This window comes from Burkholderia sp. E168m22 (genome assembly GCF_001319805.1).
In the GTDB taxonomy this organism is placed as follows: domain Bacteria; phylum Pseudomonadota; class Gammaproteobacteria; order Burkholderiales; family Burkholderiaceae; genus Burkholderia; species Burkholderia orbicola.
The window spans coordinates 25,811-52,620 of sequence record NZ_BBSK01000098.1; the positions used below are offsets into that span (position 1 = coordinate 25,811).

Below are 26,810 nucleotides of genomic sequence, written 5' to 3' on the forward strand. Positions count from 1 at the left end.
CAATCGGCTAGAACCGCAGCGACAGGCAGGTCAGGCCGCCGTCCATCTTGCGGAATTCGCTCGTGTCGATCACGTGCAGCGGCAACCCGAGCGACGCGATCGCGTCATGCACGCGCGGGTAACCGGCCGGGGTGATCAGCGTGCCGTTCACGCGCAGCGTGTTGCCCGCGTATTCGTCGGCGGCCGAGATCGCGATCCGGCGATAGTCGGCGAACGCCGGATGCGCGGCCAGTGCGTCGGTCACGAGCAGCGTGTCGTCGCCGAGCGCGTTGACGACCGATTTCAGGTGCAGGCCGGCGCCGACCGGCACCGCGACGACCGAATAGCCGTGGCGCGACACCAGCGACTCGAACGCGGCGATACCTTCCGCGTCGGTGCGGCTCGTCAAGCCGATGAAGAAGCGCTTGCCGACCTGCATCACGTCGCCGCCGTCGAGTCGGCCTTGCTGCATCGGCAATAGGTCGCGATGCGCGGCGAGCGCCGCTTCGATATGAACGGTCTCGCCGCGCCGCGCAGGCGCGCCGGGGCGCGTGATCACCGCGAATTCGGGCGTGACGACCGCGACGTCCTCGACGAAGTGCGAATCGGGAAACGCATCCAGCGGCGGCAGTTCGGTCAACTCGACGCCGAGCGCGCGCAGCGCGTCGCAGTATGCGTGGAACTGCGTGAGCGTCTTGTCGTAATCGGGCGCGCCGAGTTCGGCGGTGGTCAGACCCGCGCCGCAGGACGGCGCGGGACGGCGAACGATCGCTTGCGTGAATTGCATCGACTCCTCCATGGTCTGCCGCACCCGTGCGGCGCACGGGCCGGCGGCGTTGTGTCCGGACCATTATCGGAAGCCAAATTGCGCAATTCGCGTCGATTTCGGCGGTGCCGACAGCCGATTGCGTCGAATTGCGCGCGTCACGCAGCGGATTCGGCAGACCGGCCGCCCGCCCTCTCGCGAACGGCGGTTTTCGCCCGCCTCACACGCTTTACGCGTCGGGCGCGAACCCCATCTGCGCACGGCCGAGCGCCGTGAGTTCGCCCGCCTGCGCGCGCCCGTCGAAATCGACCTCGAAATGATCGGCCGGGAAATCGGGCGGGCTGTCGCCGCGCAGGAACGCCACACGCTGGCGTTGCAGGTACGCATCGTTCTTCGCGCAGCCGGGCGCGGCCGCGATGTACATCACGTTGCTGTCGCCGCTGCCGCGATGCGCATCCTCGACCGCATGCACGACGTCGCCATGCCAGAACACCGCGTCGCCCGGCTCCATGTGCGGGATCGGCACGAGCGCGTCGAGCAGCAGCGCGTGCCATTCCGGGCGGATCGACAGCGCGCGGCCGGGACGCGCGCCGCACAGGTCGTCGTCGGCGACGTCGTCCTGCAGCGCGCGCAGCACGACATAGGCCATCGCATTCGCGACCGGAATCAGCTGCAGCGTGCCGTCGCCGGGCCCTTGCGGCGTCAGCGCGGTCCAGCCCTGGAACGTGCGGAACATCGAACACACGGCCGGCGACGGAATTTCCTCGACGTCGGGGCGGAACGCCGCATCGAACGGATCGTAGTCGCGCCAGCGCCCGGCCAGCACGTGACGATAGACCTGCCGAAAATTCGCGCCGAGCCAGCGCTCGACGGAGCCGCCGTCGACATGCGGCGACAGCCCGAGCGACGTCGAACCGGGCGGCCGGCGGCGAATCCGGTCCGCGTACGCAGGCACCTGATCGGGATCGAAATGGGTGCGCGCACCGTCCGCATGCCGCCACAGACGGTTCAGGAACACCCGCGCCTGCGTCAGCGCCGGCGACTGGCGCGCGGCCACCTGCGGCTTCGACCAATAAACCCCGTAAATCTGCGGCTTGCCCGACGCGAGATTGCCGAAATAGCGGTCTTCCGCGCGTGCATGCAGCCGCTCGGTGAAACGGTTCGCATCCAGATACGCGCCGATCTCGTCATTCCAGTCGCGCGCCTGCCGCGCATCGAACACGCCGCGAATCACCACCGCGCCATGCGTGCGGATCGCGGCCATCGCGTGCGGATCGACCCGCCCACCCGCGATATCCGCGAACGGCACGACCGGAATCACGTCCTGGCCGTGCGCGTGCGCGCGGCGGATCGCGTCGACCTGCCGTGCGATGTCGCCCTCCACTTCGCGGAACGTGGCCGCGTAATCGGGCAGGTCGGCGCGCAGCGCCCGTTTCGCCGCGCGAATCGCGGCGGGCAGATCGTCAATCGTCAGTTGCATCGTCGTCTCCTCGCTGAAGCATGTCGTGATGTGCTGTCAGCGTACGGCCGACACGTGATCACCATCACCACTATTCAGCCAATGATCGATACAATCCTGACAATCATGCGTCACTCTGGACGATGGCAGACCACGCAGAGCTTGTTGCCGTCCGGATCGCGAAAATAAGCGCCGTAGTAGTCGCGGTGATAGTGCGGTCGCAGGCCCGGCAGCCCTTCGCAGGTGCCGCCCTGCCGCAGCGCGAGCGCGTGGCAGCGATCGACGTGCGCACGGGTTGGCGCATCGAATGCGATCGTGTGGCCGTTACCCGGCTCCGGCGGATGGCCGTCGAGCGGCTTGCCGAAGAAGAACAGCGGCCGCTCGGCGTCTGCCGGCATCCAGCCCGACCAGCCGTCCGGCTCGCGGAATTTCAGGCGCAGCCCGAGTTCCGCGAACAGCGGCGCGTAGAAATCGTAGGCGCGTGCCGTATCGCTGACGCCCACGCAAACATGTGAAAACATGGCATCGCTCCGTGGTGACGATCGCTCCCGATCATGCCACGACGCGCTGCCTGCCCCAACGGAGGCCGCGATGAAACCGCAATACGAGCACGTGACGTTTGCGTCCGGCTGCTCCATCCGCGTCTATCACCGCCAGCTCGCGCGCATTCCGTTCGAATGGCATCGCCACCCCGAGTACGAGCTGACGCTGACGCTCAACAGCCGCGGCCAGCGCTTCATCGGCGACCACGTCGCGCGTTACGCGGACGACGATCTCGTGCTCGTGCCGCCGAACCTGCCGCATACGTGGTCGTCGAACGCGCGCATCGATCGCGACGCGCCCGAGGTCGCGCTCGTCGTCTGGTTCGACGGAGACTGGATGCGGCGGCTGGCCGACTGCTGCCCCGAATACGCGCCGCTGCGCTCGCTGTTGCGACGTGCGGCGCCGGGCCTGCACTTCGACGTGGAGACGGCCCGCGCGATGCGCGCGCGGCTGCCGCGGTTGCTCGATCCGTCGCCGCGCGTGCGGCTCGCGGCCACGCTCGACACGCTTGCCGATCTCGCGGAAACAGGCGGCGAACCGCTCGCCACCGCGCAGGCGTACGACCTGGCCGATGGCGCGCCGTCGCCCGCCGACCCGGCCGCCCCCGAAGCCGAACGCCTCGACCGCGTGCTCGACGCGATCGACCGGCATTTCCACGAACCGCTGCGCATCGACGCCCTCGCCGCCGTCGCGCACCTGTCCGAACGCACACTGCAACGGCTGTTCGTCCGGCATCTCGGCGAAAGCGTCGGCCGCTACGTGCAGCGGCTGCGGCTCGCGCACGCGTGCCGCCATCTCGTCGGCACCGACTGGCCGATCGCGACGGTGGCCGCGCGCTGCGGCATTCCGAATACCGCGAACTTCAATCGCCAGTTCCTCGCCGCGCGCGGCACGACGCCCGGCGCATACCGGCAGTTCTTCAAGCAGCATGGCCATGCACCCGACGGCGATGCGCCCGCGCTCGACACACGGCCACCGTCGCTGGAGCACCGCGGCGGATCGGGCCAACGTCGGCCGCACAAATGAAAACACCCCGACGGGCTGACCCGTCGGGGTGTCGTGGCGTGGCGATTGCCGGACGCGAGCGGCCTGCCGGCCGTTCGCGCCGCACACGATTTAACGTGCGTTGAGCGGCTTCGCTTCGCGCGGCGTATCGCCGATGAACAGCTGGCGCGGACGGCCGATCTTCTGCTCGGGATCGCCGATCATTTCGTTCCACTGTGCGATCCAGCCGACCGTACGTGCCATCGCGAAGATACACGTGAACATCGACGTCGGGATGCCCAGCGCGCGCTGGACGATACCCGAGTAGAAGTCGACGTTCGGGTACAGCTTGCGCGACACGAAGTATTCGTCTTCCAGCGCGATCTTCTCGAGCTGCATCGCGAGCTTGAACAGCGGGTCGTCGTGCAGGCCCAGTTCGTTCAGCACTTCGTAGCACGTTTCGCGCATCAGCTTCGCACGCGGATCGTAGTTCTTGTACACGCGGTGGCCGAAGCCCATCAGCTTCACGCCCGAATTCTTGTCCTTCACCTGCTTGATGAATTCGGGGATGTTGTCCGGCGAACCGATCTGCTCGAGCATGTTCAGCGCGGCTTCGTTCGCACCACCGTGCGCCGGGCCCCACAGACACGCGATACCGGCCGCGATACACGCGAACGGGTTGGCGCCCGACGAACCGGCCAGGCGGACCGTCGACGTCGATGCGTTCTGCTCGTGATCGGCGTGCAGGATCAGGATACGGTCGAGCGCGCGGACGAGCACGTCGTTGACCTTGTACTCTTCGCACGGGTTCGAGAACATCATGTGCATGAAGTTCGCGCTGTACGACAGCGAGTTCTTCGGATACACGAACGGCTGGCCGATGCTGTACTTGTACGCCATCGCGACGAGCGTCGGCAGCTTCGCGATCATGCGGATCGCCGACACTTCGCGGTGACGCGGGTCGTTGATGTCGAGCGAGTCGTGGTAGAACGCGGACAGCGCGCCGACTGCGGCGACCAGGATCGCCATCGGGTGCGCGTCGCGACGGAAGCCGCGGAAGAAGAAGTGCATCTGCTCGTGCACCATCGTGTGCTTCGTGACGGTGTCGACGAATTCCTTCTTCTGTGCGGCGTTCGGCAGTTCGCCCTTCAGCAGCAGGTAGCAGCTTTCGAGGAAGTCCGCGTTTTGCGCGAGGTTGTCGATCGGGTAGCCGCGATACAGCAGTTCGCCCTTGTCGCCGTCGATGTACGTGATCGCCGAATTACAAGCTGCCGTCGACATGAAGCCCGGGTCGTAAGTGAACTTGCCGGTCTGGCCGTACAGCTTGCGGATGTCGATCACGTCCGGGCCCATCGTGCCCTTGTAGATCGGCAGTTCGACGCTCGGCGAGTTGTCGCTGAACGATAGCGTGGCTTTAACATCAGACGGAGTCATGGCACATCCTCAATCGAAATAAAGAAACGGGATTCGATAACGGGCACAGCGCGTTACACCTTGGCGTTACACGTTGCGCAGCATCTCCAACAGCCGGTGAATGTCCGGGCTGTCTAGGTCGCCCTCTGGTTCCTTGCGCGCGAGGAGCAAGTCCATCAGGTCGTTGTCGCTCAGATCGAGCAGGCGCGACAACGCGCCTACGTCTGCATCGGTGAGGTCATGCTCGTATCTGCCGAAGAACCGTTCGAAAACGATGTCGTTCTCCAGCAGACCCCGCCGCGCGCGCCAGCGAAGGCGCGCGCGGCGGTGCGGGTCGGATTGATGCGAATCGTCGCTCATCAATCTTTATACCGCGCGACGAACCATCAGTTCCTTGATCTTGCCGATCGCCTTCGTCGGGTTCAGGCCCTTCGGGCAAACGTCGACGCAGTTCATGATCGTGTGGCAACGGAACAGACGGTACGGGTCTTCCAGGTTGTCGAGACGCTCGCCGGTGGCGGTGTCGCGGCTGTCCGCGATGAAGCGGTAAGCCTGCAGCAGGCCGGCCGGGCCGACGAACTTGTCGGGGTTCCACCAGAAGCTCGGGCACGACGTCGAGCAGCTCGCGCACAGAATGCACTCGTACACGCCGTCGAGCTCGTCGCGCTCTTCCGGCGACTGGAGGCGTTCCTTCTCCGGCGGCGGCGCGTCGTTGATCAGGTACGGCTTGATCGAGTGGTACTGGTTGAAGAAGTGCGTCATGTCGACGATCAGGTCGCGCACGACCGGCAGGCCCGGCAGCGGACGCAGCACGATCTTCTGCGGCAGGTCGTTCAGGTTCGTCAGGCACGCGAGACCGTTCTTGCCGTTGATGTTCATCGCGTCCGAACCGCACACGCCTTCACGGCACGAGCGGCGGAACGACAGCGTCTCGTCCAGTGCCTTCAGCTTGACCAGCGCGTCGAGCAGCATGCGTTCATGCTGGATCTCGAGCTCGTACGTCTGCATGCGCGGCGCTGCGTCCTTGTCCGGATCGTAGCGGTAGACTTCAAAAATGCGTTTTGCCATTTCGGATTCCCTTTGACTCGGCTTAGAACGTGCGCGGCTTCGGCGGCACGGATTCGACCGTCAGCGGCTTCATTTGAACCGGCTTGTAGTCGAGGCGATCGCCTTCGCTGTACCACAGCGTGTGGCGCAGCCAGTTGTCGTCGTCGCGGTGTTCGTAGTCGCTGTGTGCGTGTGCACCGCGGCTTTCCTTGCGCGCTTCGGCCGACACCATCGTGGCGCGAGCCACTTCGATCAGGTTCTCCAGCTCGAGCGCTTCGACGCGCGCGGTGTTGAACACCTTCGACTTGTCCTTCAGGTGGATGTTTTCCACGCGCGCCTTCAGGTCGGCCATCTGAGCGACGCCTTCCTTCAGCAGCGCCGACGTGCGGAACACGCCTGCATGCTTCTGCATCGTCGCGCGGATGTCGTTCGCGACGTCCTGCGTGTACTCGCCCGAGCTCGACTTCTCGAGCTTCGCCAGGCGCGCCAGCGAGAATTCGCCTGCGTCAGCCGGCAGCGGCTTGTGTTCCTTCTGGTTCTTCACGTGCTCGACGATGTGGTTGCCGGCCGCACGGCCGAACACCACGAGGTCCAGCAGCGAGTTCGTGCCCAGACGATTCGCGCCGTGCACCGACACGCACGAGCATTCGCCCACTGCGTAGAAGCCGTTGACCGGTTCCTTGTGATCGCGCGACGTGCCGACGACCTGACCGTGGATGTTGGTCGGGATGCCGCCCATCTGGTAGTGGATCGTCGGGACGACCGGGATCGGTTCCTTGATCGCGTCGACGTTCGCGAACTTCAGCGCGATTTCGCGGATCGACGGCAGACGCTTCATGATCGTCTCGGCGCCGATGTGCGACAGGTCGAGCAGCACGTGATCCTTGTTCGGACCGACGCCGCGACCTTCCTTGATTTCCTGGTCCATCGAACGCGACACGAAGTCACGCGGCGCCAGATCCTTCAGCGTCGGCGCGTAGCGCTCCATGAAGCGCTCGCCGTTCGCGTTGCGCAGGATACCGCCTTCGCCGCGCACGCCTTCGGTGATCAGCACGCCCGCGCCGGCCACGCCGGTCGGGTGGAACTGCCAGAACTCCATGTCCTGCAACGCGATGCCCGAGCGCGCCGCCATGCCGAGGCCGTCGCCGGTGTTGATGAACGCGTTCGTCGATGCCGCGAAGATCCGGCCTGCGCCGCCCGTCGCGAACAGCGTGGTCTTGCCTTCCATGATGTAGACGTCGCCCGTCTCCATCTCGAGGGCCGTCACGCCGAGTACGTCGCCGTCCGCGTCGCGGATCAGGTCGAGCGCCATCCATTCGACGAAGAACTGCGTCTTCGCTTCGACGTTCTGCTGGTACAGCGTGTGCAGCAGCGCGTGACCGGTACGGTCGGCGGCCGCGCAAGCGCGCTGGACCGGCTTCTCGCCGTAGTTCGCGGTATGGCCGCCGAACGGGCGCTGGTAGATCGTGCCGTCCGCGTTGCGGTCGAACGGCATGCCGAAGTGCTCGAGTTCGTACACGACGTTCGGCGCTTCACGGCACATGAACTCGATCGCATCCTGGTCGCCGAGCCAGTCGGAGCCCTTGATCGTGTCGTAGAAGTGGTAGTGCCAGTTGTCTTCGCTCATGTTGCCGAGCGACGCGCCGATACCGCCCTGCGCGGCCACCGTGTGCGAACGCGTCGGGAACACCTTCGACAGCACGCCGACCGACAGGCCCGCGCGCGACAGTTGCAGCGCTGCGCGCAAGCCGGAGCCGCCTGCGCCGACGATCACGACGTCGAACTTGCGGCGCGGGAGGGAAGTTTTGATTGCAGCCATTCTTTACACTCTCCAGAGAATCTGCGCGGCGTAGCCCGCACATGCGAGCAGCCAGACGATGGTCAGCGATTGCAGCAGCAGGCGCACACCGACGGGCTTCACGTAGTCCATCCAGATGTCGCGCACGCCGACCCATGCGTGGTAGAAGAGGGAAAGCAGCATCACGAAGGTCGCGAGCTTCATCCATTGCGCGGCGAAGATCGATGCCCAGCCTTCGTACGAAAAATCGTGCGCGCCGAAGAACAGGACGAGCAGAATGACCGTGTAGACCGCCATGATCGTGGCGGTGACGCGCTGCGCGAGCCAGTCGCGCAGGCCGTAGTGTGCGCCGACGACGAGGCGCTTCGAGCCGATTCGGTTGTTGGCTGCCATTTTCTTAGAATGCTCCGAACAGTTTGAGTGCCATGGCGATCGTCAGCGCGATCGAGACGACAAAGACGACGACTGCCGTCCGCTTGCCGCCTTCCTTCGTGACGGCGTCGTGGTTGACGTCCATCAGCAGGTGGCGAATGCCGGCGCAGAAATGGTGGAAGAAGGCCCACGACAACGCGAGGACGACCAGCTTGACGACGATGTTGGAGAGGAAAGCCTTGAAGACTTCGAAGCTGAGCTCGGAGGTGAGGCTCTGGTCGAAGAGGAACAGCAGGAACGGCAGGAACAGGAACAGCAGCGCGCCGCTGATACGATGGAGAATCGACAATATCGCGGCCAGCGGCATGCGATATTTCAACGTGATGTCGCCGATTCCGATGTTCCGGTATTCCGGCCTCGGCTTTCTTACTGCGTCAGTCATGCTAGACCCCTACTATGTTGTCACACTAATCCGCGATTTTAGCGCCTTTTTATATCGCGCTGCAGCGAAAGTCTGCTCTGGATAATTGCGCGAACAAGAACAAAGGCGGCCCGAAACGTGCTTCGCGAGCGTGGGAAACGCGAATGCACGCGGCTGAGCCGAACGTCGTCAGCTCAAGTCATTCTGATAGTAGTACCCGGTTGTGACATACCAGCCGCGACGCACTTCCACCGGCCGGTCCCCGTACGTATAGGACACGCGCTCGACCGACAGCAACGGGAACCCCGCCGGCACGTGCAGCAGGTCGGCCACCGCCGGGTCCGCCGCCACCGCGCGGATCTTCTCCGTCGCGCGGATCATCCGCGTACCGAACTCCGTCTCGAACATCGCGTAGAGCGGCCCCTTGTACTCGCTCAGCCGCTCGAACGTGAGCCCGCGGAACATCGCGCCCGGCAGCCAGATCTCGTCGAGCACCGTCACTTCGCTGTCGAATTCCAGCAGGCGGCGCACCTGCACGACGGGATCGGCGGGCTTCAGGTCGAGCTGCCGCGCGATCTCCGCCGGCGCACGCAGGCGCCGGCATTCGAGCAGGCGGCTCACGTGCGGGTGCTCGGCACCGTCATCGGCCAGGAGACGCAGGAAACGGAACTGCGCGCGATCCTCATTGTGCGTTGCAACAAAAGTGCCCTTGCCCTGCCGCCGGACGACGAGGTTTTCGGCGGCCAGTTCGTCGATCGCCTTGCGCACGGTGCCCTGGCTGACCTTGTAACGGGCCGCGAGCTCCACTTCGCTGGGGATGATCTCGCCCGGCTTCCATTCGCCGGATTCGAGACTTTGCGTGATCAATGACTTGATCTGCTGGTATAACGGGCTGAACGTCGGCGACGCGGAGGCCGCGGGCGAGGCTGCGGGATCGCCCGCGCCCGGCTGCCCTGGGCCGCCTGCGCCGGTCTGATTCGCGGTGTTCGCCTGGTTCGATGTCATGGCGCGCATTTCATCACAAACCGCACTTTTTCGTCCACTCAATTTCCGCAAAACATCTGTCTTATATAAGACATATGATACCGTTTGACTTTGCGCCTGACGGCTCCTACACTCCCGGTCGAGCAAGGGTTCGCGGGTGCAACAGCGCGTCCCCGGCTACGTGCCACGGCCGTCTCCAGGTTCACCGCGTCTGCCATCGCGAGTCCTCCGCCCTGCTTCAATGCAACGCTACGCACAACGCGCATAGAATGGCGTTTTCGCTCGCGTCCAACGCTTCACCCGTCCTGGAGATTTTCAATGGCTAAGCCCGCAAAGCGCGTTGCCGTCACCGGCGCCGCAGGTCAAATCGCTTACTCCCTGCTGTTCCGCATCGCGAACGGCGACCTGCTCGGCAAGGACCAGCCGGTCATCCTGCAACTGCTCGACCTCCCGCAAGCCCAAGGCGCCGTCAAGGGCGTCGTGATGGAACTCGACGACTGCGCGTTCCCGCTGCTCGCCGGCGTCGTGATCACCGACGATCCGAAGGTTGCATTCAAGGATGCAGACGTCGCGCTGCTGGTCGGCGCACGTCCGCGCTCGAAGGGCATGGAGCGCAAGGACCTGCTGTCGGCAAACGCCGAAATCTTCACGGTTCAGGGCGCTGCGCTGAACGAAGTCGCGAGCCGCGACGTGAAGGTGCTGGTCGTCGGCAACCCGGCGAACACGAACGCGTACATCGCGATGAAGTCGGCGCCGGATCTGCCGAAGAAGAACTTCACGGCGATGCTGCGCCTCGACCACAACCGCGCGCTGTCGCAGCTCGCCGCGAAGTCGGGCAAGCCGGTCGCGTCGATCGAGAAGCTCGCCGTGTGGGGCAACCACTCGCCGACGATGTACCCGGATTTCCGCTTCGCGACCGCCGAAGGCGAATCGCTGCTGAAGCTGATCAACGACGACGTGTGGAACCGCGACACGTTCATCCCGACCGTCGGCAAGCGCGGCGCGGCGATCATCGAAGCGCGCGGCCTGTCGTCGGCGGCGTCGGCAGCCAACGCGGCGATCGACCACGTCCGTGACTGGGTGCTCGGTACGAACGGCAAGTGGGTCACGATGGGCATCCCGTCGGACGGCTCGTACGGCATTCCCGAAGACATCATCTACGGCGTGCCGGTCACCTGCGAAAACGGCGAATACAAGCGCGTCGAAGGCCTGGAAATCGACGCGTTCTCGCGCGAGAAGATGGACGGCACGCTGGCCGAGCTGCTCGAAGAGCGCGATGGCGTCGCCCACCTGCTGAAGAACTAAGCATCACGCATCGTGCCGGGCGGCCTTCGGGGCGCCCGGCTGCGGCACGGGCCGGCATGCCGCCGGCCCGTGCCGGCCGATCCGATCCGCGCACGTTTTGCCGCCCCGCGCCCGCCGCGCACCGGCCCAGAACCTGCCCGAATCCGATTTTCTCCACGTTGACACGCTCCCCTGACGTAGACGAGATGGCCGCGCTCACTCCTGCACAAGTGCTGTACGACGGGGCGTCCCCGCCCGCGATCCTGCCCTGCTGCGATCACTACGCGGGCAGCGAGAAGCTGATGCGCAAGTCGCTCGCGCTGCAGGCCGAGCTGGGCCCGGTGTTCGACCTCACGCTCGACTGCGAGGACGGTGCGACCGTCGGCCAGGAAGCCGCCCACGCGGCGCTCGTCGCCGACCTGCTCGGCAGCGCCGAGAACCGCTTCGGCCGCGTCGGCGTCCGTATCCACGACTTTTCCCACCCGCACTGGCGCGACGACGTGCGCATCGTGCTGCGTGCGTCGCGCGCACCCGCCTACATCACGCTGCCGAAGATCGCGAACGCCGCCGACGCGGCCGAAATGACCGCGTTCATCGAAGGCACGCGCCGCGAACTGGGCATCGCGCAGCCGATCCCGGTCGACGTGCTGATCGAGACGCACGGCGCGCTCGCGCAGGCGGCCGCTCTCGCCGCACTGCCAACGGTCGGCACGCTGAGCTTCGGGCTGATGGATTTCGTCTCCGCGCACCACGGCGCGATCCCCGATTCCGCGATGCGCTCGCCCGGCCAGTTCGACCACCCGCTCGTGCGCCGCGCGAAGCTGGAAATCGCCGCGGCCTGTCATGCGCACGGCAAGACGCCGTCGCACAACGTGACGACCGAGGTGCGCGACATGGGCGTCGTCGCCGGCGATGCACGCCGCGCGCGCGACGAATTCGCTTTCACGCGGATGTGGAGCATCCATCCCGCGCAGATCCGCCCGATCGTCGACGCCTTCGCGCCGCGCACCGACGAAGTCACGCTGGCCGCCGAGATCCTGCTCGCCGCGCAGGCCGCCGACTGGGGCCCGACGCGCCACGGTGATACGCTGCACGATCGCGCGAGTTACCGTTATTACTGGTCGGTGCTGCGCCGTGCGCGGGCCACCGGCCAGCCCGTACCGGACGAGGCCGCGCCGCTGTTCGGCCCGGCCGCCGCGGGCGCCGCGCCTTGAGGGCGCGCCGCCGGCCGATACACGCGTTTCATGCATTCGCCGGGACGCAAGCCGGACAGAGGTTTGCGAAACGACAAAAAACGTAACGGAGCCCGAAAACCTGATATATGCGCGGCCAAATAGGTGAAAATAGCGGCCGCTGCGCGCTTTCGGGGCGCGTGCAGTTTCAACCCGGCCGGCAGTTTCGATTGCCGGCCCTTGTCAACTGATTATCGAAAGGTTCTGACTCCATGAAGAAACTCCTGATCGCTACCGCCATCGGCGCCTTGTCCGCCACGATGCTGGTGTCGGCTCCGAGCGCGTTTGCCCAGGGTACGGCCACCACGACCGCGAAGAAGGCCACGGCCAAGCGCCCGGCGCCGGCCAAGCGCATCATCCCGCGCAGCAAGAAGGCGCAGGCGCGCGCAGCCGCCAAGGTCGATCCGGTACCGGACGGCGCGGTCAAGTGGGCCTGTAAGGAAGGCCTGTCGTTCGACCTCGCCGGCGACATGAAGCGCGACCAGGTCGTCACGGTTCATTGGGCGAAGAAGAACTACAAGCTGCCGCGTCAGGCCACGACGACGGGCGCCGACACGTTCTACGATCCGGCAGCCGGCTTCAAGCTGGTCGTGATCCCGACCAAGGCGATGCTGTTCTCCGACGCGAACGGCGGCGAGCGTCTCGCGGACGAATGCGTGACGCCGGAAATGGCACAGGGCAACGCAGCGCCGACGCAGTCGAACGAGCTGAAGCCGGCCGCGAACTAAGCGTCCCCCGGCCCCTCGATGTCCGCCCCGGTCTCCAACGTCCGCCCCGCGCCGGATTCGGTACTCGTCGACATCGTCGACTACGTGCTGAACACCGGCATCGACGGCGCGCTCGCGCTGGAGACGGCGCGTCATTGCCTGATCGACACGCTCGGATGCGGACTCGAGGCGCTGTCCTACCCTGCCTGCACCAAGCTGCTCGGCCCCGTCGTGCCCGGCACGATCGTGCCGAACGGCGCGAAGGTGCCGGGCACGTCCTTCCAGCTGGATCCCGTCCAGGCCGCGTTCGACATCGGCGCGATGATCCGCTGGCTGGACTTCAACGACACCTGGCTCGCCGCCGAATGGGGTCATCCGTCCGACAACCTCGGCGGGATCCTGGCGACGGCCGACTGGCTCTCCCGCACGGCCCGCGCGGCCGGCCGGAAGCCGCTCGCGATGCGCGACGTGCTAGTCGCGATGATCCAGGCCCACGAGATCCAGGGCTGCCTCGCGCTCGAGAACTCGTTCAACGCGGTCGGGCTCGACCACGTGCTGCTCGTGAAGGTCGCATCGACGGCCGTCGTCGGGCGCCTGCTCGGGCTCACGCGCGACGAGCTGATCAACGCGGTCTCCAACGCATTCGTCGACGGCCACGCGCTGCGTACGTACCGCCATGCGCCGAACACCGGTTCGCGCAAATCGTGGGCGGCCGGCGATGCCACGTCCCGCGCGGTGCGCCTCGCGCTGATCGCGAAAACGGGTGAAATGGGTTATCCGTCGGCGCTCACCGCCAAAACCTGGGGCTTCTACGACGTGCTGTTCGACGGCAAGCCGTTCCGCTTCCAGCGCCCGTACGGCACGTACGTGATGGAAAACGTGCTGTTCAAGATCGCATTCCCCGCCGAATTTCATGCGCAGACGGCCGCCGAGGCCGCGCTGCAGCTGCACGCGCAGCTCGCCGCGGCGGGCCGCACGACCGACGACATCAGCCGGATCACGATCCGCACGCACGCGGCCGCGATCCGCATCATCGACAAGCAGGGCCCGCTCGCCAATCCGGCCGACCGCGACCACTGCATCCAGTACATGGTCGCCGTGCCGCTGCTGTTCGGCCGGCTGACCGCGGCCGACTATGAAGACGCGGCCGCGGCGGACCCGCGCATCGACGCGCTGCGCGCGAAAACCGTGTGCGTCGAGGATCCGCAGTTCACAAAGGATTACCACGATCCGGACAAGCGATCGATCGCGAATGCGCTGACGATCGCGTTCACGGACGGATCGAAGCTTGCCGAAGTGGCGGTCGAGTATCCGCTCGGCCATCGGCGGCGGCGCGCCGAAGGCGTTCCGCTCCTGGTCGAGAAGTTCAGGACCAACCTCGCCCGTCGCTTTCCGGCCAAGCAGCAACAAGCGATTCTCGACGTGTCGCTGGACCAGGCAAAGCTCGAAGCGATGCCGGTCGATGAGTACGTCGACTTGTACGTGATATAGCCGTCATTTACAGGACACGTAGTTTCCTAGCCTTAAACCCAGGAAAATCACCATGGCCCACAATCTCCACAAGACCCTCAAGGAATTCGACAGCGGTTCCGGCAAAGGCAAGTTCTACTCGCTGCCGCAGCTCGGCAAGGAACTGAAGACGAAGATCGAACGCCTGCCGGTGTCGATCCGCATCGTGCTCGAGTCCGTGCTGCGCAACTACGACGGCAAGAAGATCACCGAAGAGCACATCGAGCAGCTCGCGAACTGGAAGCCGACCGCGAAGCGCGTCGACGAGATTCCGTTCGTCGTGTCGCGCGTCGTGCTGCAGGATTTCACGGGCGTACCGCTGCTCGCCGACATCGCGGCCATGCGCGGCGTCGCCGAACGCACGGGCAAGAACCCGAAGAAGATCGAACCGCTGGTCCCGGTCGATCTCGTCGTCGATCACTCGGTCCAGATCGACTACTTCCGCCAGAAGGACGCGCTCGACCTGAACATGAAGCTGGAATTCCAGCGCAACAACGAGCGCTACCAGTTCATGAAGTGGGGCATGCAGGCGTTCGACACGTTCAAGGTCGTGCCGCCGGGCGTGGGCATCGTCCACCAGGTGAACCTCGAATACCTCGCGCGCGGCGTCCACAAGAAGACCGACGGCGGCGACACCGTGTACTACCCGGACACCCTCGTCGGCACGGACAGCCACACGACGATGATCAACGGCATCGGCGTGGTCGGCTGGGGCGTGGGCGGCATCGAGGCGGAAGCCGGCATGCTCGGCCAGCCGGTGTACTTCCTGACGCCGGACGTCGTCGGCGTCGAGCTGAAGGGCAAGCTGCGCGAAGGCGTGACGGCCACCGACCTGGTACTGACGATCACCGAAATGCTGCGCAAGGAGAAGGTCGTCGGCAAGTTCGTCGAATTCTTCGGCGAAGGCACGCGCTCGCTGTCGCTGCCGGACCGCGCGACGATCGGCAACATGGCGCCGGAATACGGCGCGACGATGGGCTTCTTCCCGGTCGACGAAAAGACGATCGACTACTTCGAAGGCACGGGCCGCACGAAGGCCGAAATCGCCGCGTTCGAAAACTACTTCAAGGCGCAGAACCTGTTCGGCATCCCGAAGGCCGGCGACATCGACTACACGAAGACGGTGACGCTCGACCTCGCGACGGTCGCGCCGTCGCTGGCCGGCCCGAAGCGCCCGCAGGACCGCATCGAGATCGGCCACGTCAAGTCGACGTTCACCGACCTGTTCTCGAAGCCGGTCGCGGAAAACGGCTTCGCGAAGAAGGCGGAAGACCTGAACACGCAATACACGACGAGCAACGGCGTCGACGTGAAGAACGGCGACGTGCTGATCGCCGCGATCACGTCGTGCACGAACACGTCGAACCCGAGCGTGCTGCTGGCCGCCGGCCTGCTCGCGAAGAAGGCGGTCGAGGCCGGCCTCACGGTCGATCCGAAGATCAAGACCTCGCTCGCACCGGGATCGCGCATCGTCACCGAATACCTGACGAAGACGGGCCTGCTGCCCTACCTGTCGAAGCTCGGCTTCGAAGTCGCGGCGTACGGCTGCACGACCTGTATCGGCAACGCGGGCGACCTGACGCCGGAACTGAACGAGGCGATCACGAAGAACGACATCGTCGCGGCGGCCGTGCTGTCCGGCAACCGTAACTTCGAAGCGCGTATCCACCCGAACATCCGCGCGAACTTCCTCGCGTCGCCGCCGCTGGTCGTCGCGTACGCGATCGCCGGCAACATCACGCGTGACCTGATGACCGAGCCGGTCGGCAAGGGCAAGGGCGGCCGTGACATCTACCTCGGCGACATCTGGCCGACGAGCGACGAAATCCACGCGCTGCTCAAGTTCGCGCTCGATCCGAAGAAGTTCGAGGACAACTACTCGAAGCTGACCAAGAAGGGCGACCTCTGGAGCAAGATCGAGGGCGAATCGGGCGAGGTCTACGACTGGCCGAAGTCGACGTACATCGCCGAGCCGCCGTTCTTCGGCAACGACTTCTCGATGGAGCCGGCTGCATCGATCCCGACGGTCAAGGGCGCGCGCGCACTGGGCATCTTCGGCGACTCGGTCACGACCGACCACATCAGCCCGGCAGGCTCGATCAAGGAAGACTCGCCGGCAGGCAAGTGGCTGAAGGAAAACGGCGTGCAGAAGGCCGACTTCAACAGCTACGGCTCGCGCCGCGGCAACCATGACGTGATGATGCGCGGCACGTTCGCGAACGTCCGGATCAAGAACCTGATGATCCCGCCGAAGGCGGACGGCACGCGCGTCGAAGGCGGCCTGACGATCCACCAGCCGAGCGGCGAACAGCAGTCGATCTACGACGCAGCGATGCAGTACGTCGCAGCCGGCACGCCGACCGTGGTGTTCGCGGGCGAAGAGTACGGCACGGGCTCGTCGCGCGACTGGGCCGCGAAGGGCACGCAGCTGCTCGGCGTGAAGGCCGTGATCGCACGCAGCTTCGAGCGCATCCACCGCTCGAACCTGGTCGGCATGGGCGTGCTGCCGCTGCAGTTCAAGGGCGCGGACAGCGTCCAGTCGCTCGGCATCACCGGTGAAGAGACGTACGACATCGAAGGCCTTGGCGACGACTTCAAGCCGCAGCAGGACGTCACGCTCGTGATCCATCGCAAGAACGGCGAAACGCAGCGCGTGCCGGTGCTGCTGCGCATCGATACGCCGATCGAAGTCGACTACTACAAGCACGGCGGGATTCTGCCGTTCGTGCTGCGCTCGCTGCTCGCAGCGTAAGCGCGCGGCTGTTGCAGGTGCCGCAGCCGCCTCGCGGGCGGTTGCGGCCGATTTGGATGCCCGACCTCGTGTCGGGCTTTTTTTCGTCTGTCGCTCGGTGGGCCCGCGGCGTAGCGTCGACCGCACGGCGGCGCCACGCTTTCGCGGGATGTCACCGGCCGGCATCCGGCTCGCGCGTCACGCCGCCTTGCTGCTTCGCACCTTCGCGCCCGCGGAGGAACCCGCCCGCGCGTTCTTCTTCAGATGGGTGCGGTTGTATTCGATCGCCGCGCGCACGAGGTGCTTCAACGCCCGCTTGTCGAGCTTGTCGCCTTCGAAGAAATCGATCGCGCGCCGCGCATTGCCTTCGAGGCCGTCGTTGAACAGCTGGTCGGGATCGGGCAATTTCGCGCCGTGCATGAACGTCAGCTTCACCTTGCCCTTGTGCGCGTTCGCGACCGCGATCATCCCGTCGCACGACCACACGGGGCTGCCCATCCACTTCCATTCCTCGACGATGCTGTCGTCCGCCGCGAGAATCGTCTGCCGGAGCTCGGCGAACGTCTTGCCGCGCCAGTCGACGATGCCGGCGATCAGCGCATCGATACGCTCCGACGGGGTCGGGTCCGATGCTGCGCTCATGAGCGGGCCTCCGTGCCTTCGTCGGGGTGCGCCAGCACCTGTTCGAGCGAATCGAAGAACCGCACCCAGCCGTGCTGCGCACCGCGGTAGGCCTGTTCCTGATCCGTACGGAAGCCCGCCTGCTCCATGCGCAGGTGCGTGCCGGCCGGCGTCGGCGTAAGCGTCCACGTCACGACGCTTTCGAGGCCGTGGGCCGCCCACGTATAGGACAGCGTGCGGTGCCGCTCGATCGCGAGGACCGTACAGTCGACCGAGCCCCAGTCCGCGCGAAAGCTGAACGCACGGCCCGCGACGGGCTCGAAGTCGCTCTTCATCAGCCAAGCCTCGATCAGGTGCGGTTGCGTGAGCGCGCGCCAGATCTTCTCCGGCGGATGCGGCAGTTCCCGGTCGACGACGACGGAGCGCGTTTCGGTAGTGGCTTGGTTCATTACTGATCCATCCTTTTGAGCAGATCTTCGAGGGCATCGAACCGGCTCTGCCAGAAGCCCGCCATCTGGCTCGTCCAGTCGATCAACGGGGCCAGCGCCTGCGGCTGCGCGCTGTAGTGCGTCTGCCGGCCTTCGTGACGGTCGTTCACGAGCCCGGCCTGCTTCAGTACGCCAAGGTGCTTCGACACGGCCGGCTGCGACACGCCCGCGTGGGCGGTCAGCGCGGCAACCGTCAGCTCGCCCTCCGCGCAGAGCCGCTCGAAAAGCGCGCGGCGCGTGGGATCGGCGAGTGTGCGGAACAGCGTGTCGTGAGCGGTCTGCATGCCGGGCAAAATCCATAACTCGATGGTTATGAATTGGATAATATCTGCTGAGCGCCGCACGTCAAGGCGGGATTTCGCGAACGACGTCGTTCGATCTCGCGCCACGGGTGCGTGCGTCGCACCGGCCCGCGCCCGCGCCGGATTCGAGCATTTCTTCTAATCGGCGATTGTGACGCGCGATCCGAAAGCAGCCTGCAAGACTGCCCGACGCGCCGTTCCACAGTTCGGGAAACGTCCGGAGTCGGCCTGCCCCGTTCTTGTGCCTGCACGAAGCCGTTCCTGACGGGTTGCTTCCAATGACCACATAGTGCGATACGGCGTGCCGCCATTGACACGCAAACGTCATGCATCCACGCGGTCTCACCTCCACGAACGCGCACATTCCAACGCTGCAACGAACGACTCGTGCGTGTGAGCGACGCGCGTCGCCGCACCGTCGTACCGCGAACCGGTTCCGCCCGCCGGCCTCGCCATCGTCAACATGTACGACGCCGCGCGCGCACTCATGCGTCCCATTGTCAGAACTGACAGCTATGGAAAATGGCAGCTACCCGAACGCCACCGACGCCCTACGCTCGTCACCGCTCGCGGCCCCACAAGGGCCGGGGGTTCCAGTAACGTCGCCTCTCCTAAAAAGGACTCCCGATGAAAAGGAACGCCTGGTTTGCCCTTCCCCTTCCGTCGCCCCGCCGTCTGGCGTGCGTGGCACCGCTCGTGTTCGCCGCCGTTGCGGCGCATGCGGCGACGGATTGGGTCGATACCCATACGAAAGCCTTTCTGACCGGCCCGCAGTTGATGGCGCGCAGTGCGGCGCCGTCGCTCGAACTCGCGGCCGGCGAGACGACCAACGTCGTCGTCAGCCTGAAGCTGCGCAACGCCGCGCAGCTCAAGCAGCTGGCGCGCGACGTGAACCGGCCCGGCAGCGCGCATTATCGCCAGTACCTGACGCACGAGCAGTTCCTCGCGAACTACGCGCCGACCGATGCGCAGGTGCAGTCGGTCGTCGACTATCTGCACAAGAGCGGCTTCACGAACGTCGAGGTCGCGCCGAACCGGCTGCTGATCTCCGCCAGCGGCACGGCCGGCACGGTGAAGACGGCCTTCAACACGTCGCTCGTGCACTTCGAGTACGCAGGCCGTTCAGGCTTCGCCAACACGTCGACCGCGCAGGTGCCGCGCGCACTCGGCGACGTCGTCGGCTCGGTGCTCGGGCTGCAAAGTGTCGCGCGTGCGCGGCCGCTGCTGCGCATCGGCAACGTGGCGAAACCGCAGGCGCTCGCGGCCGGCACGGCCACAGGCCACTATCCGAAGGAATTCCCGGGCCTCTACAACGCGACCGGCGTACCGACCGCGGCCGGCGTGACCGTCGGCATCATCACGATCGGCGGCGTGTCGCAGACGCTGCAGGACCTGAAGCAGTTCACGTCGAGCAACGGCTACGGCACGGTTTCCACGCAGACCGTCAAGACCAACGGCACGGGCGGCAGCTACACCGACGACCAGGACGGCCAGGGCGAATGGGATCTCGACAGCCAGTCGATCGTCGGCTCGGCCGGCGGCCAGGTCGGCAAGCTGGTGTTCTACATGGCGGACCTGAACGCCGCCGGCAACACGGGCCTCACACAGGCGTTCAACCGCGCGGTGTCGGACAACACCGCGAAGGTGATCAACGTGTCGCTCGGCTGGTGCGAAACCGATGCGAACGCGGACGGCACGCTCGACGCGGAGGAGCAGATCTTCACGACGGCCGCCGCGCAGGGCCAGACGTTCTCGGTATCGTCGGGCGACGAAGGCGTGTACGAGTGCAACAACCGCGGCTATCCGGACGGCTCGAACTACACGGTATCGTGGCCGGCTTCGTCGCCGCATGTGCTCGCGATCGGCGGCACGACGCTCTATACGACGTCGGCGGGCGCGTTCTCGAACGAGACGGTGTGGAACGAAGGGCTCGATTCGAACGGCAAGCTGTGGGCGACAGGCGGCGGCGTCAGCACGATCCTGCCCGCGCCGTCATGGCAGTCGGGCAGCAATCGCCAGTTGCCGGACGTCGCGTTCGATGCCGCGCAAAGCACGGGCGCGTACATCTACAACTACGGCCAGTTGCAGCAGATCGGCGGCACGAGCCTCGCCGCACCGATCTTCACAGGCTTCTGGGCACGCCTGCTCGCGGCGAACGGTACAGGCCTCGGCTTCCCGGCCAGCAACTTCTATGCGGACATTCCGTCGCATCCGTCGCTCGTGCGCTACGACGTCGTGTCGGGCAACAACGGCTATCAGGGGTATGGCTACAAGGCCGGCACCGGCTGGGATCTGACGACCGGCTTCGGCAGCCTGAACATCGCGAACCTCAACCAGCTGATCAAGTCGGGCGGGTTCTGAGCGAAGCGTGAAGACCGGCGCGCGGCGATGGCTTGCCGCGCGCCGGTCGTGAACATCCCGTGCCCTACTCCGTCGCCGGCTCCTTCACGGGCTCCGACACGACCGGCGCGCCGGCCCGATGCGACGGCGCGAACAGCCGCAGCCCGCTCGCGACGCTCGCCGCGCCCGCGAAACCCGCACCGAGCATCAACGCAAGCGTCGGTCCGTGGCGCCCCGCGATCCCGAACGATAGCGCAACGAGCGCCGCGCCCGTCGCCTGCCCGATCAGCCGCGCGGTCGCGATGATCCCGCTCGCGCCGCCGCTGCGCTCCGGCGGCGCGCTCGACATCAGCGCCTTCAGGTTCGGCGACTGGAAGAAACCGAAGCCCGCGCCGCACAGCATCATCCGCCAGCCGATGTCGACGACGCCCGGCGACACCGGCAGCGCGGCGAGCGACACCATGCCCGCGCTCAGCAATGCAAGGCCGATCGCGCCGAGCAGCCCGGGCGGATAACGATCCGACAGCCGCCCCGCGATCGGCGCGGCGAGCGCGACGATCGCCGACCACGGCGTCATCAGGAACCCCGTTTCAACAGCACTGCGATGCAGGACGGTTTCGAAATAGAACGGCAGCGACACGAACGCGAGCCCCTGCGCGGCGAACGCGCAGACGGCGGTCAGCGCGGACAGCGTGAACACGGGCCGGCGGAACAGGTCGACCGGCAGCATCGGCGCCGGGTGCCCGGCCTGGCGGCGGATCAGCAGCCAGCCGAACGAGAATGCCACCGCAGCAGCCGCGAACACGACCGAGAGCGGCCCACGCTGCGCGAATTCGCCGAGCGCGAAGATCAGCGACGCGAACGTGATCACGTTGAACAGCGCGGCCACCGGATCGAACGCATGCTTGCCGCGCGCCGTCTGCGGCAGCGACGGAATCGCGACTGCAAGCGCGAACACGCCGAGCGGCACGTTCACCGCGAACAGCCACGGCCACGCGGCCACCGACAGGATCAGCGACGCGATCGTCGGCCCCACCGCGAACGACACGCCGACGACGAGCGCGTTGAAGCCGACGCCGCGCCCGAGCCGGTGCGCGGGAAACAGGCCGCGAATCAGCGCGACGTTGACGCTCATGATCGCGCTCGCGCCGAAGCCCTGCACGATGCGCGCGGCCGTCAGCATCGGCAGCGTCGACGCGAGCGAACAACCGAGCGACGCCAGCGTGAACACCGCCAGCCCGGCGACATACACGCGCTTGTGACCGACGATGTCGCCGAGCGATGCGAACGGCAGCAGCGTCGCGACCATCGCGAGCTGGTACGCGTTGATGATCCACACGGACGCGGCCGGCGACGCATGCAGGTCGGCGGCGATCGCGGGCAGCGCGGTGTTCGCGATCGCGGTGTCGAGGGTCGCGAGCGCGACGGCCAGCAGCACGGCGGACATCGCGCGCCAGTTGACGGCCGGCTCGTGCGCGCCGGCGGGGGAAGCGAATTCGGACAAGATGGGCTCGGCTGACGGGCGACGCGCGGCGTCGCGGATTGAGCGGCGCGGCGACGAGCGCTCCGTGCGGCAAGAACGGAACGCGCGGCACCGCGAGCCGTATTGTTGCAGAGCCGCACCGAACGTGCAGACGGCCGCGCCGTCAGTCAGCGAAACGAAAGCTTGCGGGATGCCGTGCCTTGCGCGCGGCGTCGTCGATGCGCACAACGATCGACGATCGGGCGATTGCCGGGCAGCCTGTCGGGCTCGCGGCCAGCTTCGTCGTGTCGGCGCCCGGCCCGGCCGCGTCCGACGGCGACATCAAGCATCGACAATGCGCCGACGCTTGACACGCGTGCACCGCCGTCGCGCCACCGCGTCAGGTCAGGTCACCGCACGCCGCGCATTGCGGCCGCGCAGCCATTCGAGCGCGAGCAGCAGGCTCGTCGAGAAAATGATCAGGATCGTGGCGAGCGCCGCGATCGTCGGGCTGATGTTCTCGCGGATGCCCGTGAACATCTGGCGCGGCAGCGTCGTCTGGTCCGCGCCGGCGAGGAACAGCGTGACGACCACTTCGTCGAACGACGTCGCGAATGCGAACAGAGCACCCGACATCACGCCCGGCGCGATCACCGGCAGCGTCACGCGGAAGAACGTCGTGACCGGGTTCGCGCCGAGCGACAGGCTTGCCCGTACGAGGTTCTGGTTGAAGCCCTGCAGCGTCGCGGCCACCGTCGTCACGACGAACGGCACGCCGAGTGCCGCATGCGCGGCGATCAGCCCCGTGTAGGTATTCGCGAGCCCGAGCGGCGCGAAGAACAGGTACATGCCGACGCCGACCACGACGACGGGCACGATCATCGGCGACAGCAGCACGGCCATCAGCAGCCCCTTGCCGCGGAAATCGGCTTTCGTCAGGCCGATGGCCGCGAGCGTGCCGAGCACGGTCGCGACGACGGTCGCCGACGGCGCGACGATGAAGCTGTTCTTCGCGGCCATGCGCCACTCGTCGGATGCGATCAGGTTCTCGTACCAGCGCAGCGAGAAACCCGGAATCGGATACACGAGGAACGTGCTCGACGAGAACGACAGCGGCACGATCGCGAGCACCGGCAGGATCAGGTACAGCAGCGTCAGCACGACGAGCACGCGCAACGCGACGTACCACGCGCGCTCGACGAACGACATGTGCGGCGCGAACAGCGGCCTGGCGAGTTTCATGGTCGGCATCCCCTTCCCGTTTCCCTGTGCCCGGCGCTCAGCCGAGGCTCACGTTGGTGCGCGTGAAGCGCCCGTATACCGCATACAGCACGAGCGTCGCCGCGAGCAGCAGCCCGCCGAGCGCACACGCCATGCCCCAGTTGATCGTCACGTTGGTGAAGTACGCGACGTAATAGCTGACCATCTGGTCGTTCGGCCCGCCGAGCAGCGCGGGCGTGATGTAATAGCCGATCGCGAGGATGAACACGAGCAGCGCGCCCGCACCGACGCCCGGATAGGTCTGCGGCACGTACACGCGCCAGAACGCGGCGAACGGATGGCTGCCGAGCGACACGGCCGCGCGCTGGTAGGTCGGCGGAATCGACTTCATCACGCTGTAGAGCGGCAGGATCATGAACGGCAGCAGGATGTGCGTCATCGAGATGTACACGCCGACGCGGTTGAACAGCAGCGTCAGCGGATGCGAGATCAGCCCGCTGCCGATCAGCGCCGTGTTGATGAGCCCTTCGCTCTGCAGCAGCACGATCCACGCGGCGACGCGCACGAGCACCGACGTCCAGAACGGAATCAGCACGAGGATCATCACGAGGTTCGCGCGCCGTTCCGACAGCGTCGAGATCCAGTACGCGAGCGGATAGCCGAGCAGCAGCGCGAACAGCGTGACGGCGATGCCGATCACGAACGTGCGCCCGAAGATCGCGAGATAGATCGACTGGTCGGGATCGGCCTGCACGATGTGACCGAAGCCGTCCTGCTTGTGATCGAGCGCGGCGAGCAGGTAGAACGGCGACACCTGGCTGCCGTTCTTCGCGATCGACTGCCAGTACGCGACGTCGCCCCAGCGCGCATCGAGGTCGATGAATTTGGCGCGCGTCTGCGCGGGCGTCAGCGCCGCGTCATTGTCGCCCTTCAGCGGCATCGCGCGCGCCGTCTTCGCGACGAGCGAGCGATAGCCGGGAATCTCGGTGTTCAGGCGCCGCGCGAGCGCGCCCATCGCCTCGCTGTCGGCCACCTTCGTCATGTCGGCCGCGAGCGCGACATACGCGGCGTCCGCCGGTGGCGTCTTGCGGTCCCAGCCCGACAACGCGGCGACCGTGTTCGGCAACGCGGTCGCGATCTCCGGGTTCTGCACCGCACGCGTGAGCAGCGTGCCGATCGGCACGACGAAAATCAGCAGCAGGAAAATCGCGAGCGGCGCGACCAGCAGCAGCGCCATCGTGCGCTTGCGGGCCTCGGCGGCCTTCAGCTCGCGCTTGAGCGCCGCGGTCGACGGCGAGGAAGGCGCGATCGTCATCGTATTCAACTGGTCTCTCCGGCCGGACACGTGCCGGCGGAATGCCGCGCGACGCGATCGACGCGTCGCGCGGCCGGTTGCATCACGACACCCGTGAGGATGCCTGACCGGTTACTTCGTTGCCCATGCGGCGAAGCGCTGTTCGAGCTCGTCGCTGTGGTCGGTCCAGAAGCCGATGTCCTCCAGCACCGCGTTCTTGCCGTTGGCCGGCGAGTTCGGCAGGTTCGCGAGCGTCTTCGCGTCGAGCGCCTTGATCGCCGCGATGTTCGCCGGACCGTACGCGATGTGCTGCGCATACGCCTGCTGCGGCTTCGGCGTCAGCGAGTACGCGATGTACTGCTCGGCCAGCGCCTTGTTCGGCGAACCCTTCGGAATCGCCCAGTAGTCGAGGTCGTAGATGCTGCCGTTCCACACGACCTTCAGGTTCTTGCCTTCCTTCTGCGCGGCGTCGATGCGGCCGTTGTACGCGGTCGACATCACGACGTCGCCGGCGACGAGGAACTGCGGCGGCTGCGCGCCTGCTTCCCACCACTGGATGTACGGCTTCAGCTCGTCGAGCTTCTTGAACGCGCGATCCTGGCCGGCCTTCGTGCCGAGCACCTTGTAGACGTCCTTCGTCGCGACGCCGTCGGCCATCAGCGCGAATTCGAGGTTGTAGCGCGCGCCCTTGCGCATCCCGCGCTTGCCGGGGAATTTCTTCACGTTCCAGAAATCGGCCCAGCCGGTGGGCGCCGACTTCAGCTTGTCCGCGTTGTACGACAGCGCCGTCGACCACACGAAGAAGCCGACGCCGCACACCTGCGGCGATTCCGGAATCAGGTCGGATTTCTTCGCGATCTTCGACCAGTCGAGCTTCTCGTACAGCCCTTCGTCGCAGCCGCGGTTCAGGTCGCCCGATTCGACTTCCACCACGTCCCAGTTGACGTGCTTCGCCTCGACCATCGCCTTCACCTTCGCCTGCTCGCCGTTGTATTCGACGGCCGTGACCTTGTTGCCGGTCGCCTTCTCGAACGGCTGGTTGAACGCGACCTTCTGTGCGTCGCCGTTCGCGCCGCCGAAGTTGACGACCGTGAGCTCGGCAGCGGTGGCCGATGCGCCGAATGCGACCAGGGCCAGCGCGAGCGCCGTGCGGCGCGCGGTAAAGCTTGCTCGTTTCATGATGGTTCCTCTCCTCTCGTGGTGGAAGTGGGCTTTGTTGTTGACGACGTGCTGCGAAAAACCGGGGTAAACCATGCTCACGCGAACACGCGCAGGTGTTCGGGCGAGAACGCAAGCGAGACCGGGGCGCCGGGCGAGAACGCGTCGAGCGCGCCGGTGCCGAGCGGCACCTTCACGAAACATTCGTCCTGGCCCGGCAGTGCGCAGCGCATGCGCACGTGATCGCCGAAATAGATGAGGCTGCGCGCCTCGCCGCTCACGCAATTGGCGGCGGCGCCGTTCGCACCGTTCGCACCGTTCACGCCGTGCGCGGCGAGACTCATGCGCTCCGGGCGGATGCACGCGACGGCCGATGCGCCCTCGGCGGCTTCGCCGATATGGCGGCCGACGAGCTTCGTGCCGTCGTCGAGCCGGAATTCGCAGAATTCGCCGTCGACGCGTGCGATGGTGCCGCGCAGCCGGTTGCTGTCGCCGATGAAGTTCGCGACGAATTCGTTGCACGGCGATTCGTACAGGCGGTCGACGGTGTCGAGCTGCTGCACGATGCCCTTGTCGAACACGGCGACGCGATCGGACATCGTCAGCGCCTCGCCCTGATCGTGCGTCACGTACACGAAGGTCACGCCGAGCTTCTCGTGCAGCGCCTTCAGTTCGTACTGCATGTGTTCGCGCAA

The 26,810-nt window shown here is 66.2% G+C and carries 26 protein-coding genes; 8 read left to right on the forward strand and 18 right to left on the reverse strand.

What is annotated here, in order from left to right:
- Positions 1-7: 7 nt before the first annotated feature.
- The 3 genes from AP428_RS22460 to AP428_RS22470 all read right to left on the reverse strand — a co-directional run bounded on the left by AP428_RS22460 (position 8) and on the right by AP428_RS22470 (position 2,725).
- Complete coding sequence (locus AP428_RS22460; protein WP_023474468.1) at positions 8-766, reverse strand: dimethylarginine dimethylaminohydrolase family protein; 759 nt, start codon at positions 764-766, stop codon at positions 8-10.
- A 208-nt stretch (positions 767-974) separates the two neighbouring features.
- Positions 975-2,225, reverse strand: a complete 1,251-nt coding sequence (locus AP428_RS22465; RefSeq protein WP_011548104.1) for a DUF1479 domain-containing protein — start codon at positions 2,223-2,225, stop codon at positions 975-977.
- A gap of 110 nt (positions 2,226-2,335) precedes the next feature.
- Positions 2,336-2,725 (reverse strand): VOC family protein, encoded by a 390-nt coding sequence (locus AP428_RS22470; protein ID WP_011548105.1) that lies wholly within the window; start codon positions 2,723-2,725, stop codon positions 2,336-2,338.
- A 70-nt stretch (positions 2,726-2,795) separates the two neighbouring features.
- On the opposite strand from AP428_RS22470, the gene AP428_RS22475 reads away from it, so the two are divergent.
- Positions 2,796-3,773, forward strand: a complete 978-nt coding sequence (locus AP428_RS22475; protein ID WP_011548106.1) for an AraC family transcriptional regulator — start codon at positions 2,796-2,798, stop codon at positions 3,771-3,773.
- A 90-nt stretch (positions 3,774-3,863) separates the two neighbouring features.
- Here AP428_RS22475 and gltA read toward each other — a convergent pair whose 3' ends face one another.
- From gltA to AP428_RS22510, 7 genes are all read right to left on the reverse strand, one after another.
- A complete protein-coding gene (gltA, locus tag AP428_RS22480; protein WP_011355741.1) occupies positions 3,864-5,165 on the reverse strand; it encodes a citrate synthase in 1,302 nt (433 codons plus the stop codon).
- A 66-nt stretch (positions 5,166-5,231) separates the two neighbouring features.
- Positions 5,232-5,504, reverse strand: coding sequence for a succinate dehydrogenase assembly factor 2 (locus AP428_RS22485; RefSeq protein WP_011548107.1), 273 nt, complete (start codon positions 5,502-5,504; stop codon positions 5,232-5,234).
- 6 nt (positions 5,505-5,510) lie between these two features.
- Positions 5,511-6,212: a succinate dehydrogenase iron-sulfur subunit gene (locus AP428_RS22490; protein ID WP_006479352.1), complete on the reverse strand. Its 702-nt coding sequence runs from the start codon at positions 6,210-6,212 to the stop codon at positions 5,511-5,513.
- Between the two features lie 22 nt (positions 6,213-6,234).
- Positions 6,235-8,010: a succinate dehydrogenase flavoprotein subunit gene (gene sdhA, locus AP428_RS22495; protein ID WP_006479353.1), complete on the reverse strand. Its 1,776-nt coding sequence runs from the start codon at positions 8,008-8,010 to the stop codon at positions 6,235-6,237.
- Positions 8,011-8,013: 3 nt separating this feature from the next.
- A complete protein-coding gene (gene sdhD / locus AP428_RS22500) occupies positions 8,014-8,382 on the reverse strand; it encodes a succinate dehydrogenase, hydrophobic membrane anchor protein (protein ID WP_006487767.1) in 369 nt (122 codons plus the stop codon).
- A 4-nt stretch (positions 8,383-8,386) separates the two neighbouring features.
- Positions 8,387-8,803 (reverse strand): succinate dehydrogenase, cytochrome b556 subunit, encoded by a 417-nt coding sequence (sdhC, locus tag AP428_RS22505; protein ID WP_006479355.1) that lies wholly within the window; start codon positions 8,801-8,803, stop codon positions 8,387-8,389.
- Positions 8,804-8,971: 168 nt separating this feature from the next.
- On the reverse strand, positions 8,972-9,796 hold the full coding sequence (locus tag AP428_RS22510; protein WP_006479356.1) for a GntR family transcriptional regulator: 825 nt from the start codon (positions 9,794-9,796) through the stop codon (positions 8,972-8,974).
- A gap of 288 nt (positions 9,797-10,084) precedes the next feature.
- Here AP428_RS22510 and AP428_RS22515 point away from each other — a divergent pair, with 288 nt between their 5' ends.
- From AP428_RS22515 to acnA, 5 genes are all read left to right on the forward strand, one after another.
- The gene (locus tag AP428_RS22515; protein ID WP_006479357.1) at positions 10,085-11,071 is read left to right on the forward strand and encodes a malate dehydrogenase; all 987 of its coding nucleotides are present in this window, start codon (positions 10,085-10,087) and stop codon (positions 11,069-11,071) included.
- Positions 11,072-11,256: 185 nt separating this feature from the next.
- Positions 11,257-12,264 carry a CoA ester lyase gene (locus tag AP428_RS22520; protein WP_006479358.1) on the forward strand — a complete coding sequence of 336 codons (1,008 nt, stop codon included), beginning with the start codon at positions 11,257-11,259 and terminating at the stop codon, positions 12,262-12,264.
- Between the two features lie 230 nt (positions 12,265-12,494).
- Positions 12,495-13,010 (forward strand): hypothetical protein, encoded by a 516-nt coding sequence (locus AP428_RS22525; RefSeq protein WP_006479359.1) that lies wholly within the window; start codon positions 12,495-12,497, stop codon positions 13,008-13,010.
- 18 nt (positions 13,011-13,028) lie between these two features.
- Positions 13,029-14,480 (forward strand): bifunctional 2-methylcitrate dehydratase/aconitate hydratase, encoded by a 1,452-nt coding sequence (locus AP428_RS22530; RefSeq protein ID WP_011548109.1) that lies wholly within the window; start codon positions 13,029-13,031, stop codon positions 14,478-14,480.
- A gap of 52 nt (positions 14,481-14,532) precedes the next feature.
- Positions 14,533-17,250, forward strand: a complete 2,718-nt coding sequence (gene acnA, locus AP428_RS22535; RefSeq protein WP_011548110.1) for an aconitate hydratase AcnA — start codon at positions 14,533-14,535, stop codon at positions 17,248-17,250.
- Positions 17,251-17,427: 177 nt separating this feature from the next.
- Here the strand turns inward: acnA and AP428_RS22540 are convergent, their stop codons facing one another.
- From AP428_RS22540 to AP428_RS22550, 3 genes are read right to left on the reverse strand one after another with little or no spacing between them, the layout of a single operon-like run.
- The gene (locus AP428_RS22540; RefSeq protein WP_006479363.1) at positions 17,428-17,871 is read right to left on the reverse strand and encodes a DUF1801 domain-containing protein; all 444 of its coding nucleotides are present in this window, start codon (positions 17,869-17,871) and stop codon (positions 17,428-17,430) included.
- On the reverse strand, positions 17,868-18,299 hold the full coding sequence (locus AP428_RS22545; RefSeq protein WP_011548111.1) for an SRPBCC domain-containing protein: 432 nt from the start codon (positions 18,297-18,299) through the stop codon (positions 17,868-17,870). Before AP428_RS22545 ends, AP428_RS22540 begins: the two co-directional genes overlap by 4 nt.
- Entirely contained in the window at positions 18,299-18,622 is a 324-nt protein-coding gene (locus tag AP428_RS22550; protein ID WP_011548112.1) for a helix-turn-helix transcriptional regulator, read from the reverse strand. The genes AP428_RS22545 and AP428_RS22550 overlap by 1 nt, the downstream gene beginning before the upstream one ends.
- Before the next feature lie 645 nt (positions 18,623-19,267).
- On the opposite strand from AP428_RS22550, the gene AP428_RS22555 reads away from it, so the two are divergent.
- Entirely contained in the window at positions 19,268-21,001 is a 1,734-nt protein-coding gene (locus AP428_RS22555; protein WP_011548113.1) for a protease pro-enzyme activation domain-containing protein, read from the forward strand.
- A 64-nt stretch (positions 21,002-21,065) separates the two neighbouring features.
- Here the strand turns inward: AP428_RS22555 and AP428_RS22560 are convergent, their stop codons facing one another.
- On the reverse strand, positions 21,066-22,484 hold the full coding sequence (locus AP428_RS22560; protein ID WP_012338487.1) for an MFS transporter: 1,419 nt from the start codon (positions 22,482-22,484) through the stop codon (positions 21,066-21,068).
- A gap of 197 nt (positions 22,485-22,681) precedes the next feature.
- Here AP428_RS22560 and AP428_RS37700 point away from each other — a divergent pair, with 197 nt between their 5' ends.
- A complete protein-coding gene (locus tag AP428_RS37700) occupies positions 22,682-22,813 on the forward strand; it encodes a hypothetical protein (RefSeq protein WP_260525827.1) in 132 nt (43 codons plus the stop codon).
- A gap of 34 nt (positions 22,814-22,847) precedes the next feature.
- On the opposite strand, the gene AP428_RS22565 is transcribed toward AP428_RS37700, so the two are convergent.
- From AP428_RS22565 to AP428_RS22580, 4 genes are all read right to left on the reverse strand, one after another.
- Positions 22,848-23,684: an ABC transporter permease gene (locus AP428_RS22565; RefSeq protein WP_006479368.1), complete on the reverse strand. Its 837-nt coding sequence runs from the start codon at positions 23,682-23,684 to the stop codon at positions 22,848-22,850.
- Between the two features lie 37 nt (positions 23,685-23,721).
- Positions 23,722-24,978 carry an ABC transporter permease gene (locus AP428_RS22570; protein WP_011548115.1) on the reverse strand — a complete coding sequence of 419 codons (1,257 nt, stop codon included), beginning with the start codon at positions 24,976-24,978 and terminating at the stop codon, positions 23,722-23,724.
- 111 nt (positions 24,979-25,089) lie between these two features.
- The gene (locus AP428_RS22575) at positions 25,090-26,136 is read right to left on the reverse strand and encodes an ABC transporter substrate-binding protein (protein WP_011548116.1); all 1,047 of its coding nucleotides are present in this window, start codon (positions 26,134-26,136) and stop codon (positions 25,090-25,092) included.
- 77 nt (positions 26,137-26,213) lie between these two features.
- Positions 26,214-26,810, reverse strand: a 597-nt coding sequence (locus tag AP428_RS22580; protein WP_156349346.1) for an ABC transporter ATP-binding protein, incomplete at its 5' end; no start/stop codon positions are given.